Origin of the sequence: Epilithonimonas bovis DSM 19482, assembly GCF_900108115.1 — a bacterium.
GTDB classification, from domain to species: domain Bacteria; phylum Bacteroidota; class Bacteroidia; order Flavobacteriales; family Weeksellaceae; genus Epilithonimonas; species Epilithonimonas bovis.
The window spans coordinates 16,341-31,459 of record NZ_FTPU01000002.1; the positions used below are offsets into that span (position 1 = coordinate 16,341).

At 35.8% G+C, this 15,119-nt stretch carries 17 protein-coding genes and 3 pseudogenes; 17 read left to right on the plus strand and 3 right to left on the minus strand.

Features of this window, described 5'->3' with window-relative positions:
• Nucleotides 1-216: 216 nt before the first annotated feature.
• From B0B05_RS00890 to B0B05_RS00895, 3 genes and pseudogenes are all read left to right on the plus strand, one after another.
• A pseudogene (locus tag B0B05_RS00890) lies at nt 217-582 on the plus strand (DUF6428 family protein); the annotation flags it as partial.
• A 480-nt stretch (nt 583-1,062) separates the two neighbouring features.
• Nucleotides 1,063-1,221 (plus strand): hypothetical protein, encoded by a 159-nt coding sequence (locus tag B0B05_RS16510; RefSeq protein WP_159435801.1) that lies wholly within the window; start codon nt 1,063-1,065, stop codon nt 1,219-1,221.
• Nucleotides 1,222-1,232: 11 nt separating this feature from the next.
• Entirely contained in the window at nt 1,233-1,583 is a 351-nt protein-coding gene (locus tag B0B05_RS00895) for a hypothetical protein (RefSeq protein WP_076781566.1), read from the plus strand.
• A 135-nt stretch (nt 1,584-1,718) separates the two neighbouring features.
• Here the strand turns inward: B0B05_RS00895 and B0B05_RS16280 are convergent, their stop codons facing one another.
• Nucleotides 1,719-2,075, minus strand: coding sequence for an SDR family oxidoreductase (locus tag B0B05_RS16280; RefSeq protein WP_084173838.1), 357 nt, complete (start codon nt 2,073-2,075; stop codon nt 1,719-1,721).
• Here B0B05_RS16280 and B0B05_RS00905 point away from each other — a divergent pair.
• From B0B05_RS00905 to B0B05_RS00975, 14 genes are all read left to right on the plus strand, one after another.
• Nucleotides 2,021-2,569, plus strand: a complete 549-nt coding sequence (locus B0B05_RS00905) for an IS3 family transposase (RefSeq protein WP_084173839.1) — start codon at nt 2,021-2,023, stop codon at nt 2,567-2,569. The two genes, B0B05_RS16280 and B0B05_RS00905, sit on opposite strands and share 55 nt — an antisense overlap.
• A 364-nt stretch (nt 2,570-2,933) precedes the next feature.
• Nucleotides 2,934-3,617 carry a Crp/Fnr family transcriptional regulator gene (locus tag B0B05_RS00915; RefSeq protein ID WP_143745918.1) on the plus strand — a complete coding sequence of 228 codons (684 nt, stop codon included), beginning with the start codon at nt 2,934-2,936 and terminating at the stop codon, nt 3,615-3,617.
• Between the two features lie 111 nt (nt 3,618-3,728).
• On the plus strand, nt 3,729-4,169 hold the full coding sequence (locus B0B05_RS00920; RefSeq protein ID WP_076781574.1) for an Hsp20/alpha crystallin family protein: 441 nt from the start codon (nt 3,729-3,731) through the stop codon (nt 4,167-4,169).
• 82 nt (nt 4,170-4,251) lie between these two features.
• Nucleotides 4,252-4,689 (plus strand): Hsp20/alpha crystallin family protein, encoded by a 438-nt coding sequence (locus B0B05_RS00925; protein WP_076781576.1) that lies wholly within the window; start codon nt 4,252-4,254, stop codon nt 4,687-4,689.
• A 21-nt stretch (nt 4,690-4,710) separates the two neighbouring features.
• The gene (locus B0B05_RS00930; RefSeq protein ID WP_076781578.1) at nt 4,711-5,655 is read left to right on the plus strand and encodes a YfdX family protein; all 945 of its coding nucleotides are present in this window, start codon (nt 4,711-4,713) and stop codon (nt 5,653-5,655) included.
• Between the two features lie 257 nt (nt 5,656-5,912).
• A complete protein-coding gene (locus B0B05_RS00935; RefSeq protein WP_076781581.1) occupies nt 5,913-6,281 on the plus strand; it encodes a hypothetical protein in 369 nt (122 codons plus the stop codon).
• Nucleotides 6,282-6,590: 309 nt separating this feature from the next.
• Nucleotides 6,591-7,208, plus strand: a complete 618-nt coding sequence (locus B0B05_RS00940) for a zinc metallopeptidase (protein WP_245799141.1) — start codon at nt 6,591-6,593, stop codon at nt 7,206-7,208.
• Between the two features lie 96 nt (nt 7,209-7,304).
• Nucleotides 7,305-8,273, plus strand: coding sequence for a DnaJ C-terminal domain-containing protein (locus B0B05_RS17080; protein ID WP_076781584.1), 969 nt, complete (start codon nt 7,305-7,307; stop codon nt 8,271-8,273).
• Between the two features lie 175 nt (nt 8,274-8,448).
• Nucleotides 8,449-9,447 (plus strand): sigma-70 family RNA polymerase sigma factor, encoded by a 999-nt coding sequence (locus tag B0B05_RS00950; protein ID WP_076781586.1) that lies wholly within the window; start codon nt 8,449-8,451, stop codon nt 9,445-9,447.
• Entirely contained in the window at nt 9,444-9,803 is a 360-nt protein-coding gene (locus B0B05_RS00955; RefSeq protein ID WP_076781587.1) for a hypothetical protein, read from the plus strand. The genes B0B05_RS00950 and B0B05_RS00955 overlap by 4 nt, the downstream gene beginning before the upstream one ends.
• 217 nt (nt 9,804-10,020) lie before the next feature.
• Entirely contained in the window at nt 10,021-10,644 is a 624-nt protein-coding gene (locus B0B05_RS00960) for an HdeD family acid-resistance protein (protein ID WP_076781589.1), read from the plus strand.
• Between the two features lie 18 nt (nt 10,645-10,662).
• On the plus strand, nt 10,663-11,832 hold the full coding sequence (locus tag B0B05_RS00965) for a cation:proton antiporter (protein WP_076781593.1): 1,170 nt from the start codon (nt 10,663-10,665) through the stop codon (nt 11,830-11,832).
• A gap of 70 nt (nt 11,833-11,902) precedes the next feature.
• Nucleotides 11,903-12,385, plus strand: coding sequence for a mechanosensitive ion channel family protein (locus tag B0B05_RS00970; RefSeq protein WP_159435803.1), 483 nt, complete (start codon nt 11,903-11,905; stop codon nt 12,383-12,385).
• Nucleotides 12,386-12,961 carry a hypothetical protein gene (locus B0B05_RS00975; RefSeq protein ID WP_143745920.1) on the plus strand — a complete coding sequence of 192 codons (576 nt, stop codon included), beginning with the start codon at nt 12,386-12,388 and terminating at the stop codon, nt 12,959-12,961.
• A 232-nt stretch (nt 12,962-13,193) separates the two neighbouring features.
• Here the strand turns inward: B0B05_RS00975 and B0B05_RS00980 are convergent.
• A pseudogene (locus B0B05_RS00980) lies at nt 13,194-14,424 on the minus strand (IS256 family transposase).
• A 184-nt stretch (nt 14,425-14,608) separates the two neighbouring features.
• Nucleotides 14,609-15,092, minus strand: a pseudogene (locus B0B05_RS17160) (SMODS-associated NUDIX domain-containing protein).
• Between the last annotated feature and the right edge of the window lie 27 nt (nt 15,093-15,119).

Genomic DNA, 15,119 nt, shown 5'->3' on the forward strand with positions numbered 1-15,119 from the left:
TTGATTTGCCTTAAAAAAGTGACCCCGGAGGTTCATTTTTCGAACACATTTATAGAAGATTTGAATAAACTTGCTCAAGTATCATCACTTAATAAATATTAAAAAACAAATACTAGCAGATACTTTTTTTTAAAACCTTTTGTAAAATCAAATTATCGAACAATAATTACTAATAATGCTAATGTATCAATTTTGAAGTTTAGTTACCTTTAAATACAAATAATCAAAAATTTTATTGATTGTGGCGGAGTAATCCGTAAGGAAAAAGTAGTCAACTTTCAATTGTGGAATGCCAATGATTATGAGCACAGGTTGAAACCAGGAAAACTATTAAGTATAATTAAACTTTCAGAAAATAAATTAGGAATTGAAGATGCGGAGATAGAAGTGGAATATCAAAGCGATACTATTGGTAAATACGATTTGGATTTCAATGGAAATACATTTGTACTGAAAAATAAAGCGACTGCTTGCTTGGCTCAGGATACTTGCGGAATTCCTTCTGAAAAACAAAACAAAAACCTTTACAAATTAACAGCAAATCAATCCAATTCATGCACTCCAAATTCAGGATGCTGCTAACGACTTCGAACGCATGCGAATATTTGTTAGTATAACTCATTTTGTTATTTAAGAAATCCCCTCTTAATACCATTACTGTACCAATTCCCAAATAAGTTTGAGACATCTATAGGCTAACCATCTGTTGGCTCGGAGCTTCATTCGCAATAATGTGTGGAATAGTTTTTACAGCTATTTTTTTGTTGAAGATATACTGCAAATAATAATGGATTTGTTCTATTTTCTTCACCATTTTTCATCAAATTACTTGTCCGCCCAGTACTGTATACTCACCGTCTAGTTTGGGGTAAAAAAAGTTTAACCGATTGAACTGTGAACAGATGTATTATCTAGTTAATTATATTTGTATAGTTTAACCATTTTATAAAATGGTTAAACTAATTAAGAAATCCCGAATTTGTTACTAAATACTTTATGACCACACTGTTTGTTAAAACTAATTATAGCCAATTTTGTATTGTAAATTAAAGCAGGCAGAATATGGCAACTGATAATAAAATTGGGATCATCTATCTACCCTTGGAAGATGTGGAAAGCGAACACTGTGCACTTATCGTTGATAAGGGGTTGGCACAGGTAAAAGAATTGCTGCCGTTAAAAACGGTCAAAAGAATAGCTGAAAAAACGCAAATAATTTAAAACGAACAGATATGATCACAACAGAGAAAACTTTATCGGAAGTTATGGAGATCCTCAGACAGCGGGGCTATACCGAAGACTTCAACCTATTGGAGGTTTCCGCATCCTATACGCCGGACAAACATTGCATCAACATCAATGATCTGGTCATTGATAAGATCTACCGTTTTACCGGGCAGAACGATCCGGATGATGAAGCCATCCTTTACGCTATGCACAATAAGAGTGATGGGGCTAAAGGTGTATTTGTGAATGGTTACGGGACCTACACGGACACCGAAGCAGACGAGATCATCAGTAAAATTGCAGTACATGAAAATGATGCGGATGATTGGACAATAGATTGCTCAGGTAACTGCTAAAAATGTATAATTAACTGTAATTTTTATTAAATTATGCATAATAATTCACTTATTATGGCTATTCTCATTTTTTGATGACCAAAAACAATAGGGATATCGTTGAATATTCCTATTGCCTGTTTAAGTTATTGAAATCTATAAGGTTGTACCACCGTCAACAGCAAGTGCCTGTCCTGTTAAATGTTTGGCACCTGCAAGATATAGTACACCATCGGCAATGTCTTCAGGTGTTTGCTCTACGCCTTGAGGTATGTAAAACTTTTTGTTTCTTTCCCAAGATTGCTCTTCAGTTTCGCCTTCCAGTTTGGTTCTGTTTGCCCTTCCGTCTTCACCTCTCCACATACCTGTCCCTACGATTCCAGGACAGATCGCATTAACCGTAACACCAGAGCTGGCAACTTCACGGGCTACCGTATTGGTATAGCCATAGTTATGGGATAGCTGAAAATCTCCTCCAAAGAGATTTTTCAGCGGATTCCCTCTCGCAAAAATGGGTTGGAGACATCACTTACATCCATACTGGCAAAGGTTGGCTCTATCTAACAACAGTCATCGATCTTGAGGACAGAAAAGTCATCGGATGGTCTTTGAGTACCGATATGACTGCTAAAAACACTTCTGTAGAAGCCATCAAAATGGGTATTGTAAACCGGGGTGTCAAAGGTGGGCTTATTTTCCATTCGGATAGAGGGATCCAATATGCCTGCGATGAATTCAGCGAGGTAATTGTAGAAAACAAGATACTTCAAAGCATTAGCAGGAAGGCGAATTGTTGGGACAATGCAGTGGCTGAGAGCTTTTTCAAGACGTTAAAGGCGGAAATGGTTTATCAGAGGAAATTCATGGATCAGCAGGCGGCTAAATTAGAGGTTTTTGGATATATTGAGGGATTTTATAATACCAAAAGAACACATTCTGCACTGGGGTGTAAAACCCCCAAGCAGATCGAAGAGATGCTGCTGGATAAAGAAAGATTGGCAGCATAAAAAAGTCTCCTATTTTAAGTTGCAATTCCAATTTGAAAGATCCTACAAAAGTTATAGGAAGATTTAAAGAACCACTTTATTACCCGACGAAAATGAACGTTCCGGTTATGTCCCAAATGTAGTTTACACATGCGGGGCAATCGTCCACAACAATGAACTCATCATCCCCTATGCCATGAGTGACTATGCATCGTCTTTTGCATCGGTAAACCTTGATTTATTATTGGAAGAATTACTGCGGGAAAACACTTAAATTATTGCCAATAATAATACGTAAATTGCATCTATCAATTTTAATGCTTTCTTGAAATTTCGCCTCTGTAATAGTCTGTTCAATGAAAGTGTTGTAAACAAGGAAACAAAAATGAGTGAAAAAAGAAACATATCGAACAAACTTTTTGCAGAGCTTCGCAACCGTTTCAGCAATGAAATAAATAGCTCCTTTGAGATAAGGACTTTTAAAAAAGGAGAATTTATATACAGAAAAGGTAATAAGCCTAAAGGTATGTATTTTATGAAATATGGGTGGGTTAAAATATTTAGGGGTGGCAATGAAGGTGATGAGGTTATATTGCGGATGCTTGGGCATAACGAATTTATTGGTTATGTATCTTTAGTAAAAGATACACCATACCCTGACAATGCCCAGGCATTAGAATATTGCGAGCTATACTTTTTTCCCCGAAATGTATTCCTCACACTTATACATGAGAACTATGATTTTACCAGGTCAATTATTCAAATGTTGTGTAATGAGATAAGGAGCAGTGAAAAAAAAATTGTGAACCTGCATTCAAAGAAAATTGATTCACGGTTGGCTACTTTATTATTAGATCTCGAACAGGCATCTGAAAATAGCCCTGTGCATGATGACAGCCTGATTCGTTTACCTAAAAAAGATTTGGCTAAAATAATAAACATTAGCCCTGAAACGCTTAGCAGGTATTTAACCAGGTTTCAGGAATTCGGACTTATTAAATCTATAAACGGAATGATTGAACTTTTAAGAAAAGACAAATTATTTAAAATATCAAATATGAACGATTGAACAAATTTTTTCAGTGTCTTGATTTGAATCAAGGAAAAGCATTTCTAAAATACATAACTTTGACTAGAATCATTTTAAATTATTCTTTTTTAACCTTTAAACTTAAAAATTATGGCACTAGTAAAAACAAATTTTCCATTATTCGGAAATCTTTTTGATGATTTCTTTGGCACCGAATTGGCCGATTGGAGAAACCAAAACTATTCGGCTACCAACACCACACTTCCTAAAGTAAACATTAAGGAAGACGAAAATGGGTTTGTAGTTGAAATGGCTGCGCCGGGTATGAAAAAAGGCGATTTTAAAATTAACGTTGATAACAACCTGCTTACAATTTCTTCGCAAAAGCAGGAAGAACAAAAAGAGGGCGAAGGTGAAAAATACACCAGGAGAGAATTTGCCTACCAGGCTTTCACCCGTTCCTTTACCCTGCCCAATAGCGCCGATGCTGATAAAGTCAGCGCTTCTTACAACGATGGTATTTTAACCGTTACTATTCCAAAAAAGGAAGAAGCTAAGCCTAAACCGCCAAAAAGCATTGAAATTTCGTAATTTATTATAACAGGTCATCGCAAAAATTGCGATGCCCTGTTATTGAATTTAATTGTAAAACTTAAAAAAAAAATAGGCTGATATGGACTTAATTAAATGGACAAAAAACATTAAACCAAAATTTCCAAATGTTGTTGAGAAATTTTTTGGTAAAAAAATTGACGACCAGGCCTCGGGTTCGGAAGAAATCGCCAGCGTACCCGCAGTGAACATCAACGATAAAGGCAACACCTTTGAAGTTTCTTTGGCCGTGCCGGGAATGGATAAAAAAGACATTAAACTTGAAGTTAAGGACAATTGCTTAGTTGTTTCTTCTGAAAAACAATACGAAAAAGAAGAAAACGAAGGCAACTGGATGCGCCGTGAATATGGTTATGCCTCGTTCCAACGAATGTTTCAATTACCCGAGAATGCCGACCCTGAATATATAGATGCTTCTATGAAAAACGGGGTATTGAAAATAAAAGTTGGTAAAATAAAGGGTAAAGAAGAAAACAAAAAGGCAATAGAAATTAAATAGTAACCACAGAATTAAATGATTATGAAAATATTAAATAAAATTCTTTATAGTTTTCTGGCAATAGTTTTACTAACAAGTTGCGGAGATAAAAGCCAAAACAAAAGCGAAGAAAATAGTGTCGCGCAAACGGAAGAAATCCGAATGAAAAAACCGGATGAGTTGGGTATGAATGCCGATTCACTTGCAGGTAAGGTTCAGGAGCAGGCAATTGATGCTGTTGAATCATTGAATGACCAAATAGTGGCAGAAGCCTCAGAAGCTCTCGGACAAGTTTACGTGGCGCTTGACGCCCTCGAAGCAAAGGATACCAAAGGAGCTCTGGTAGCGCTTGAAAAATCAACCGGCAAGTTAAATATTTTACTGGCCCGTAAACCCGATTTGGCACTGGTACCTATTGAGGTATCGGTTAAAACCGTTGATCTGGTGACCGACCTTGAAACAATCAGGAATATAAAAAGAGCAGCAAGACAGGCCTTAAAAGAGGACTATTTCCAGGTGTTGCGCGATGAATTAGCAAAACTGGCCAGTGAATTGCAGGTTACTAAAGTTGAATTACCTTTAGCAACTTTTCCCGAAGCCATGAAATCAGCAGCGGTTTTAATTGACAAAGGGAAAACTGATGAAGCCAAAGTAGTGCTATACACAGCTATTAACACATTAGTTATAAGCGAAGAACGCATTCCTTTGCCTATACTAAGGGCACAGGCGCTTATCGCACAGGCCATAACCGATGATGCTTCCAATGAAGACAAAAAGAAAGAGGTGCTCGCACTTCTTGACAATGCAGAATACCAGTTAATTATGGCCGAAGAGCTTGGTTATGGCGACCGCGACCGTGAATATAAAGAACTAAACAAAACCATTAAAGAATTGAAAAAATCAGTGAAAGATGATGGTGATTCTCAGGCATTGTTTGAGAAATTTAAAACAAAACTTGCTGATTTTAAGAAAAGAATAGCTTCATAACAATATTTATTCTTAACTTTTAGATTAAATTAACCGGGGCTGTAAAATATTAAATAACATGCAGCCCCTTTAGGCAATAAAAGCCGGAATAATATTTCGAAAGTTTAAAAATGTTGATTAATAATTCCAAAACAGTGCAAACATGAAAGCGAATTACATAGCCTTGTTCAATGCTTTTTCAATAACCTTTTCGTCATGCAATGTACAGGAAATAAAAAAAGGAAAAGAATAATAATGAGTCTGATACTACTTTAATATTGGGTAACCAACCTAAAGAAGATATTAAGGTAAATAAAGAGTACGATGAGAATGGAAATTTAATCCGTTATGATTCTACTTATACCTATTACTATTCAAATATTGAAGGAGATGAAATTGCTGCCGACAGTATTTTTAATAATTTCCGGAATATGTTTGAAGACAATTATTCTTTCTCAACAACGCCATATTTCAATGATTTGTTTTCCGAAGACAGCTTGTTGAAGTATGATTTTTACAAAAACGACTTTTTTCACAAACGTTTTAAGAATAATATGCAACAAATGGAAAGACTATTTTGGGAAATGGACTCTATCAAAAACAAGTTTTCCATGGAACAATTTTCTGAGAAAGGAAAGAATGAATAACATTATTTCACTATAAATCGGTATTCCTGAGTAAATAGGGTTACAGATTATAAACATCAAATAACTGTAATTCTTGAGAAAATGGATGATATTGACAAATATAGTATTTTGGGTTTAATATTCGGCTGCCCCTTAAAAGACGAAATTGCCTAGAAATGTCCGTTTCATGACATCAGGTAAAAAGAACCATCTGAAAGGTACAAAATTGTATTAAAATATAGTGAAAAGAAGCGTATAGAAATGTTACATTTTCATAATTGCAGATTGTGTAGAAAAAAGTAGTTGTTTAATCTTAAAATCTTTAACATTATGATGCTTTGGTTGATATTCGGGATATTTTTTATTTTAATTTTGATTGCGGGAAGCAGACTAAAATCCAAATTCAGGGAATATACAGCAATTCCTACTGCCAACGGCATGATCGGAGCCGAAGTTGCCCGAAAAATGCTCTACGACCATGGTTGTTATGATGTTAATATTACGCCGGTTCAAGGAACTTTAACCGACCAGTACAATCCGCAAACCAAAACTGTAAATCTTAGCCAAGATGTTTATTATGGTACAAATGTAGCGGCAGCTGCCGTTGGCGCTCACGAAGCAGGCCATGCCGCGCAACATGCTAATGCCTATGCTTGGTTAGGCCTGCGTTCAGCGCTTGTGCCTTTACAAAATATCAGCGCAACTATTTTAAATATGATTTTTATTGGAATGTTTTTCTGCTTGTTTTTACTCGGAAGTTTATTCTCCATGCAAACGGCACCTTTAATAATTGTTGCATGTTATGGATTTTTTACCCTTTTTGCATTTATTAAACTACCAGTTGAATTTGATGCAAGCAGCAGGGCATTAGCATGGATTCAATGTACCGGAATAACCGATTATTATTCACACTCAAAGGCTGAAAAAGCATTGCGTTCGGCAGCTTAAACTAATATAATTGCTGCTTTGTCTTTGCTTGCTACTTTACTCTATTATTTCTTTGCTTTGCTTGGACATAGTGATGAATAATAGCTATTTAAGAATATGGAATACAAAGATTACTATAAAATACTGGGTGTTGATAAGAAAGCCTCTCAGGATGAAATAAAGAAGGCATATCGCAAACTGGCGGTAAAATACCATCCGGACAAAAATCCCGGGAACAAGGAAGCAGAAGAAAAATTTAAGGAAATTGGTGAGGCGAATGAAGTATTGAGTGACCCGGAAAAAAGAAAACTATACGACCAACTGGGCTCCAATTGGAAGCAATACCGGGATGCTGGCTATGACCCATCAACCGCTGGTGGAAGAGCAAGATATTCACAGGGTGCACCCGGGGGGCAATATTATCATGAGTTTGAAGGCGACCCTTCTGAGTTTTTTGGAGATGGTAGCAGTGGTTTTTCCGACTTTTTTGAGTCTCTCTTTGGAAGAGGAACCAGACAGGGGAAAGGATTCTCTGGAACCGGCGGGTTTTCCGGGTTCGGTGCAGATATACCCGGTAACGACTTGGCAGGAGAAATAACTATTTCTTTACAAGAAGCCTACACAGGTACCGAACGCATTATTGACCTGGGGGGTGAAAAGATTAAGCTGAAAATAAAACCTGGAGCTTACTCTGGATTAAAACTCCTCGCAAAAGGAAAAGGAGAGAAAGCCCAGGGAGGAAAGGCAGGCAACCTCTACATCACCATCAACGTGTCCCCTCACCCGGATTATGAGCGCAAAGGAAACGACTTGTATATGAACATGCCTGTGGATTTGTTTACAGCACTACTTGGTGGCAAAATGGAAATCCAAACCCTGTCAGGCAGAATAAACATGAAAATTCCTGAAGGTACTCAAAACGGCAAACAGTTCAGGCTTAAAGGAAAGGGTATGCCTGTATATGGTACATCTTCGCATGGTGACTTATATGTTAAAATTCAGGTGAAGCTACCGGATAAATTGACCCCGGAACAAAAAGAACTGGTTATGAAATTGAGAGACAGTGTTCAGAAAACAAATCGTTGATTGAAAATGACCAAATTAAATATGAAAAAAGTTTAATCAAATAAGAATCAAAAATTAATAGCCAATTAAAATGAAAACAATAATTGTACCTACCGATTTTTCTGATTGCACAGATAAAGCACTACGTTATGCCGCTTATATTTCAAAAAAAACCGGTGCCTTAAAATGAAATAAGATGAAAACAACAATTCATAACAAACATTTATTGAAAGATAGCAACTTGGCAAGTCAGTTTAGAGAGGTCATAAAAAATCATAATAAATGGTTTGACCGCATGAATGTTCTTCTTAATTCCAATAAACTTGATGTTTATTTAACAGAAACCAATAAGGGGATAAAAGCAACTTTTTATTTAAAACAAGGAGCTAACCAGGTTTTTGCAGAAGCTGAAGGCACTGAACCGGCGATCTTAGCTGAACAGATAATGACCCGGCTTAAATCCAGGTTTTTAAGGCAATTTATAGCTTCACAAAAAAAAACAAGACTTAACATAGCAAGCAAGCATTTATCCCAACTTAATAAGCTAAGAAACGAAGAGGATAAAGAACACTTTAACTTCCTTATAAAACAACTTTTGCCTGCTATCCGCGGGTTTGTAGCCAGGTATCTTTCGTATAGCAAAACAAAAGTTCCCAGCGGGTTTACAATTGATGATTTGGTGGATGAGATATACCTTGCTCTTTATGAAAGATTTGAAGAACGACCTAAAAATGACAAAGAGTTCTCCCCATGGAGTTTTCAAATTGCCCGCGAAACTTTGGAAAGTTTTATGACAAAGCATTACACAAAAAACGCACATATTTCGTTCGATAAGCTGGCTGAAGAAGAACTTTTAAGCATGGAAGAAAAATTTACCGCTGATGCAGACGGAGAACTTATCATGCAGGAAGATTTGGATGATATTTCTTACGAGAACACAAAATTAGGCAATGAGATTCTCAACAACGATGCGCTAAATGAACTCCCTGCCGATATTGAAATAGAACCCGTTGTAAACGAGGTTTTGGCTAATGTTGATGAAAATGCTAAACGGGCTTTTGAACTGTTCTGGCTACATGAAATGACTGCTAATGAGATTGCAAAATCGATGCGTATGCAAATTGAAGCTGTCGAAAATATCATTGATGATATCACATTCAGTATTGTATCAAAACTAAAAAATAAAAATGTATGAAAAAGATAGAAACAATAGTTCCGTACAACCAAAATGTGCCGTTGCATATTGGGGCTTTTATTGAAGCCATAGAACAATTGGAAATGCACTTCAATGCTGCATCCATGGAGCATTTTTTCGAATCAGATAAGGAGTTGGGGATGGCTATTAAACGGGCAATGGCTATTTGCAGGAATTTAGGGTTTCCGCTTGAGCAGCACTTCAGCAAAAGGTACGTTTCTAACAGCGATTCGCATAACTTAAAGATTGACTGGCAAATGTCTAAAACGGCGTATTTCCTAACCATGATTAATGGCGACCCAGACAATCCTTTAGTTGGCCGTTTTCAATGGGAGTTGTTAAAAAAAATGGTCTGATTTATTTCTTAATGAAACCCTTATGCACTGCCGTCCACAACAAGGACATGAACCGAGCTTGCGAGCTCGCCAAAGGCAATAAACAAGAGGGTTCCACGGAAATAGAAGTGCTAAAGTCAATTTTGACGATTATTAGTGTTTAAAAAGCAGATGTCTAATTAAAAATATATTCGAGGGAATAAATAGTTTCAAACTTTTAAACTAAAAAACAATAAAAATGACAACAATTAGTAATGAATTTCAAGACGAACAAAAGGGAATAAAAAGTATTTCCTCAAACTGGTGGGCTTTCATCATTAAAGGCTTCCTTGCGCTAATATTCTCTGTGTTGGCTTTTATTATGCCCGCTACAGCCATACTTGCCCTGGCAATTGTTTTTGGTGCATTTGCCTTAGCTGATGGTATTTTTGGCATTATTGCATCGGTTCGGAAAATCAGGAAGGGAAAGCGGTGGGGATGGCTTATTTTTAGCGCTATTATAAGTATACTGGCAGGTATTGCTGTTATTGTTTCTCCACTTATTGCCACTGTTGCAATTGCCAGCTTTTTATGGGCCAGCATTAGTTTTTGGTCAATATTCGTTGGCATATCAGAAATAATAACAGCCTTTCGGCTTCGCAAAGAAATCAAAGGAGAATTGTGGATGATATTAAGCGGATTATTCTCAGTTATATTGGGAGCTATCATCCTCTGGATGTTTATAACCCAACCTGAAAATGTATTGTTGGCTTCGGGTTGGTTGCTTGGAATTAATGCGTTTCTATCGGCAATGACTTATTTCTTTTTGGGTTTTAAATTAAAAAAAACATCAGAAAATGGTGCAAAAATAAAACTTTGGTAACTTTAACTTTTATTTGAAATGAATCATGGATTGTTAAACGGACTGTTTATAGTATCGCTTACGATATTATTTTTAGCACTTTTATTAAAAAAGGCGAAACAACCTTATTTTATTGCCTATATCATAGCGGGAATCATTCTGGGGCCTGAGGTGTTCGGGGTTATTTCAAATTCACCAACGATTAACGAAATTGGAGAACTTGGTGTAATATTACTCATGTTTTTTATCGGAGCAGAAATTAACCTGCCCGACTTTTCTAAAAGTTTTAAAAAACCGTTACTGGGTACATTATCGCAATTGCTGCTCAGTTTTGCTTTCATGGTTATAACAGGTCAAATTTTAAATTGGTCCTGGCAGGTAATTATACTTTTGAGTTTTGTCATCAGTTTAAGTAGTTCTGCCATTATTTTTCAATATTTATCAAACACTGGGCAAATTAAAAGTAAAATAGGGCTGTTAACATCCGGAGTATTAATCATGCAAGATATACTCATCGTACCAATGATGCTTACCTTAAACTTTATGGCCAAAGGTAAATTGGAGACCATTGAGTTAGCAAGAACAGTAGTTGGCGGTCTGGCCATATTGATTTTTATGCATTTCGCCATTCGCAAAAAACTAATAAAAATTCCATTCAGGCAAGATTTGATACGAGACCACGACTTGCAAGTATTTTTGGGTTTTGTTTTGTGTTTTGGCATGGCACAGGTAAGTCATTGGTTTGGGTTATCGGCTGCTTTGGGGGCGCTTTTGGCAGGTATATTGGTCGGACAGGATAAGTCCACCCAATGGTTAGATCATGCCCTGGTCCCTTTTCGAGTTTTCTTTTTAGCCTTTTTCTTTTTAGCAGTTGGTTTGCAACTTAACCTGCACTTCGCATACCAAAACATTGGTGTTATATCGTTAATCACCCTTGCAGTTATGGTTATTAATAGTTTAATAAATGCCATGATATTTAAAGGCATGGGCAGTACATGGCATGATAGTATATATGCCGGAGCTTTGTTATCTCAGATTGGCGAATTTAGTTTTGTTCTTGTTAGTGCGGCTGCTTCCCTGGGGGTAATAGGCGATTATAGTTATCAAATGACCTTAGCTGTAATAACTGCTACCATGATGATAACTTCTGTTTGGATAGGGATAATACAAAATTTCATTTATAAGCTCCCTAAATTATCTCATAACTAAATTATCTGATGTTAATGGATTCCATTTAAACCCAGACTTATTCAATTCCATGAACTCAAATTTCATAAAGATGGGATTAACCATTATTTTGGTGATAGTTGTATTCCTTCTGAAAGCGTTAAGTAAAAAACGACTTATTAAGCTTTCTGCAATTTATTCATATGAACCACATCGTCTATCTCTGGTAAGAAAAACGATTGCTATAGCTTTTTGGATTGCTTTGATTTTTTTAACGCTTATCATTTGGGGGTTAAACCCAAATAATGTTTGGGTATATCTTGGTGGTTTTCTCTCTGTTGTAGCAATTGGGTTGTTTGCTGTATGGAGTATTTTAAGCAATATTATTTCAGGAATATTTATTTTTATAATCAATCCTTTCAAAATAGGTTCGAAAATAAAGCCGTATGACCCTGAAGTACAAGCGACAGTAGTAAATATAAATCTGATGTTTACTGAATTAGAAGATGATGATGGAATCTTTAACGTACCAAATAATACTTTCTTTCAAAAAACCGTCAAGGGTATTAATGCGGAAAAAAAACAACCAAATTAAATGAACACATTTAAAAAACTGATAATAATAGCTCTTATACTCTTTTTTGGGTATTTGATTTTGCGTATGGTTTTAAATAGTGAAAAGACAGAACCTTTTACATACGAGATATTTGCAGCCATTATAGGTTTCACAATAACTGCCCTAACAACCTGGTCGTTGCTGGGGAAACAAACCGAAAATGAGCTTAACAAAGAGGTACGTATTCGTTTTTTAACTTTAAAAACGACCATTTACCAGGAACTTATAAGGCAATTGGAAGATATTGTGCGTAAAGAAAAGATTACCCACGAGGATATAATAGAATTAAGGCTTTTAAGCCAACGAATGATTTTTATTGCTGGTGAAAATGTTTTGGTTGCGTTCAATAAGTTTGTTATCCGGTTTGTTAGGCTGGCGAAAAATGAAAAGATTTCTGAAAAAGACCTGGATGATTTGTTAGATGAAATGTCAATGGTTTCGGTTGAAATAAGAAACGATATTTTAGATAATAAGGTAAATCAAGATATGGATGTTCAATCCTTTGAAAAACTTATTCTTAAAACAAATGAACTTATGGATTTTTCGGATAATTGATATTGTCAGCCCCTAAACCGGCAATATGGCATTTTTCTACCAAATAAAAATGTCATAATGATATCATTGTTGCTGTAGCACTTAAGTTCATTATAAATTAAGTGATAAAACTGGGTATTAACAAATAAAATATTACAAGATATGGGAAAAATTATAGGTATTGACTTAGTTAAAGAACCTCAAAAAGACACTATCCCGTAAAGTGTGTAAGTAGAAAAGTTAGGCTTGGATTTTATAATCTGAGCCTTTTTTCAAAAATAAGCATAAATTGGTTTAAAACCAATCCCCAATTATGGATAGGCATTGTCCATTTTTTGGTAGCTTCTTTTAGAGCAAGATACACCGACTTTAAAACAGCATCATCCGTAGGGAAAGACATTTTATTTTTAGTGTATTTTCGGATTTTTCCATTGAGGTTTTCAATTAAATTGGTGGTGTAAATGATTTTTCGGATTTCGATTGGGAAATCAAAAAATACGGTGAGTTCGTCCCAATTGTTTCTCCAGGATTGAATGGCGTACAAATATTTACTTTCCCATTTGGTTGCAAAATCTTCCAGGGCTGCTTTGGCGGCTTCTTTTGTAGGCGCAGTATAAATGTGTTTCATATCGGCAGAAAACGCTTTTCTGTCCTTCCAAACCACGTATTTACAAGCATTTCTTATCTGGTGGACTACGCAGATTTGGGTTTGGGATTCAGGGAAAACGGAGCGGATGGTCTGGGTAAATCCATTTAAATTATCGGTAGCGGTAATCAAAATATCTTCAACACCACGAGCTTTTAAATCGGTTAAAACACTCATCCAAAAGCTGGAACTTTCGTTCTTTCCAAGCCACATTCCAAGAACTTCTTTTTTGCCTTCACGGTTCAAGCCTACGGCTAAATAAATGGTTTTGTTAATGACTTTGGAGTTCTCACGAACCTTAAAAACAATTCCGTCCATCCAAACAATCAGATACAATTCGTCTAAAGGTCGGTTTTGCCACGCAACGACTTCACTGGCAACAGCATTAGTTATTCGAGAAATTGTTGACGTAGAAACCTCAAAATCATACATATCCCTAATCTGTTCCTCAATATCTGAAACGCTCATTCCTTTAGCATAAAACGAGATAATGATATTCTCCAAACCATCGATGATATTGTGTCTTTTGGGAACTAAAGCAGGTTCAAAACTCCCTTCTCTATCACGAGGAACTTTAATTTGGCTTCGCCGAACCACTTCGTTAGGTTTCGGATTCGCCAAATGATGATTTTATCTTCTTAGTTCCGTGTCCGTTTCGGTAGTTTCCATTGGTGGTTTTTTCGTGTTTTTCATTGTCAAGATGGCTGTCTAATTCAGCATCCAGCATATGTTCTACTGCTTTTTTGTGCAGTTCTTTGAAGAACGAGGTTAAATCTTCTCCGTTTTTGAAGGATTTGTAGAAATCCTTGTTGTTTAATAAATCTTCTTTACTGGTCATAACTGTATAATGTTTAAAAATAGTAAAAAGTTATTTGGCTTCGCCGAACCACTTCGTTAGGTTTCCGAAAAATTTTTTGAGCTTTGAGGGCTCAAAATTTTTCAGAATAACTTTTCTACTTACACAGTTAGTAGGACACTACCTAGTATTTAAATGTTTTTCTATTTAAATGATAGTTGATGTTTTATTTATTCCATTTTAGATTTTGGGCATACTTGGTGTGAGGAGCAATTTCATACTTGAATCCTTTTGCACCTGCATCATGTCCCAAACCTTGAATAATTTCATCTGTAACCCAAATATAATTCTCGGAAGAATTTTCTTTCAGTTTTTTTAAAATAGGTAATTGTTCATTATTAATTACCAGATCAAACATCATAAACAAACATTCCTTTCCCCTTCATATTCAAATCTATTATTGGGGTTTTAATTGTTTTTTTAAATTTATAATCTATATATCTGAATTCCCATCCTGGTAAAATTTTCGTTGTAAGAAGCTCTTCACAAAATTCTCTCCAAGGAGAAGTTTCTCGATCTTCTTTTGAATCATACCATTTAAAAAATTCTATTACATTCTTACCTTTTACATACACTCTCAAATCATTTTTAGCAATTCCTTTTTCTGTTTCAAATTTTCTATCCAGTCTAACCTCTAATTTTTCGTAAATCTTTTCTGAACCGGGTAATGTTTTATA

Coding starts and splice junctions, on each gene's coding strand:
- B0B05_RS16510 (WP_159435801.1), top strand. CDS start 1,063: ATGGCAACTGATAATAAAATTGGGATCATCTATCTACCCTTGGAAGAT.
- B0B05_RS00895 (WP_076781566.1), top strand. CDS start 1,233: ATGATCACAACAGAGAAAACTTTATCGGAAGTTATGGAGATCCTCAGA.
- B0B05_RS00915 (WP_143745918.1), top strand. CDS start 2,934: ATGAGTGAAAAAAGAAACATATCGAACAAACTTTTTGCAGAGCTTCGC.
- B0B05_RS00920 (WP_076781574.1), top strand. CDS start 3,729: ATGGCACTAGTAAAAACAAATTTTCCATTATTCGGAAATCTTTTTGAT.
- B0B05_RS00925 (WP_076781576.1), top strand. CDS start 4,252: ATGGACTTAATTAAATGGACAAAAAACATTAAACCAAAATTTCCAAAT.
- B0B05_RS00930 (WP_076781578.1), top strand. CDS start 4,711: ATGAAAATATTAAATAAAATTCTTTATAGTTTTCTGGCAATAGTTTTA.
- B0B05_RS00940 (WP_245799141.1), top strand. CDS start 6,591: ATGATGCTTTGGTTGATATTCGGGATATTTTTTATTTTAATTTTGATT.
- B0B05_RS17080 (WP_076781584.1), top strand. CDS start 7,305: ATGGAATACAAAGATTACTATAAAATACTGGGTGTTGATAAGAAAGCC.
- B0B05_RS00950 (WP_076781586.1), top strand. CDS start 8,449: ATGAAAACAACAATTCATAACAAACATTTATTGAAAGATAGCAACTTG.
- B0B05_RS00955 (WP_076781587.1), top strand. CDS start 9,444: ATGAAAAAGATAGAAACAATAGTTCCGTACAACCAAAATGTGCCGTTG.
- B0B05_RS00960 (WP_076781589.1), top strand. CDS start 10,021: ATGACAACAATTAGTAATGAATTTCAAGACGAACAAAAGGGAATAAAA.
- B0B05_RS00965 (WP_076781593.1), top strand. CDS start 10,663: ATGAATCATGGATTGTTAAACGGACTGTTTATAGTATCGCTTACGATA.
- B0B05_RS00970 (WP_159435803.1), top strand. CDS start 11,903: ATGGGATTAACCATTATTTTGGTGATAGTTGTATTCCTTCTGAAAGCG.
- B0B05_RS00975 (WP_143745920.1), top strand. CDS start 12,386: ATGAACACATTTAAAAAACTGATAATAATAGCTCTTATACTCTTTTTT.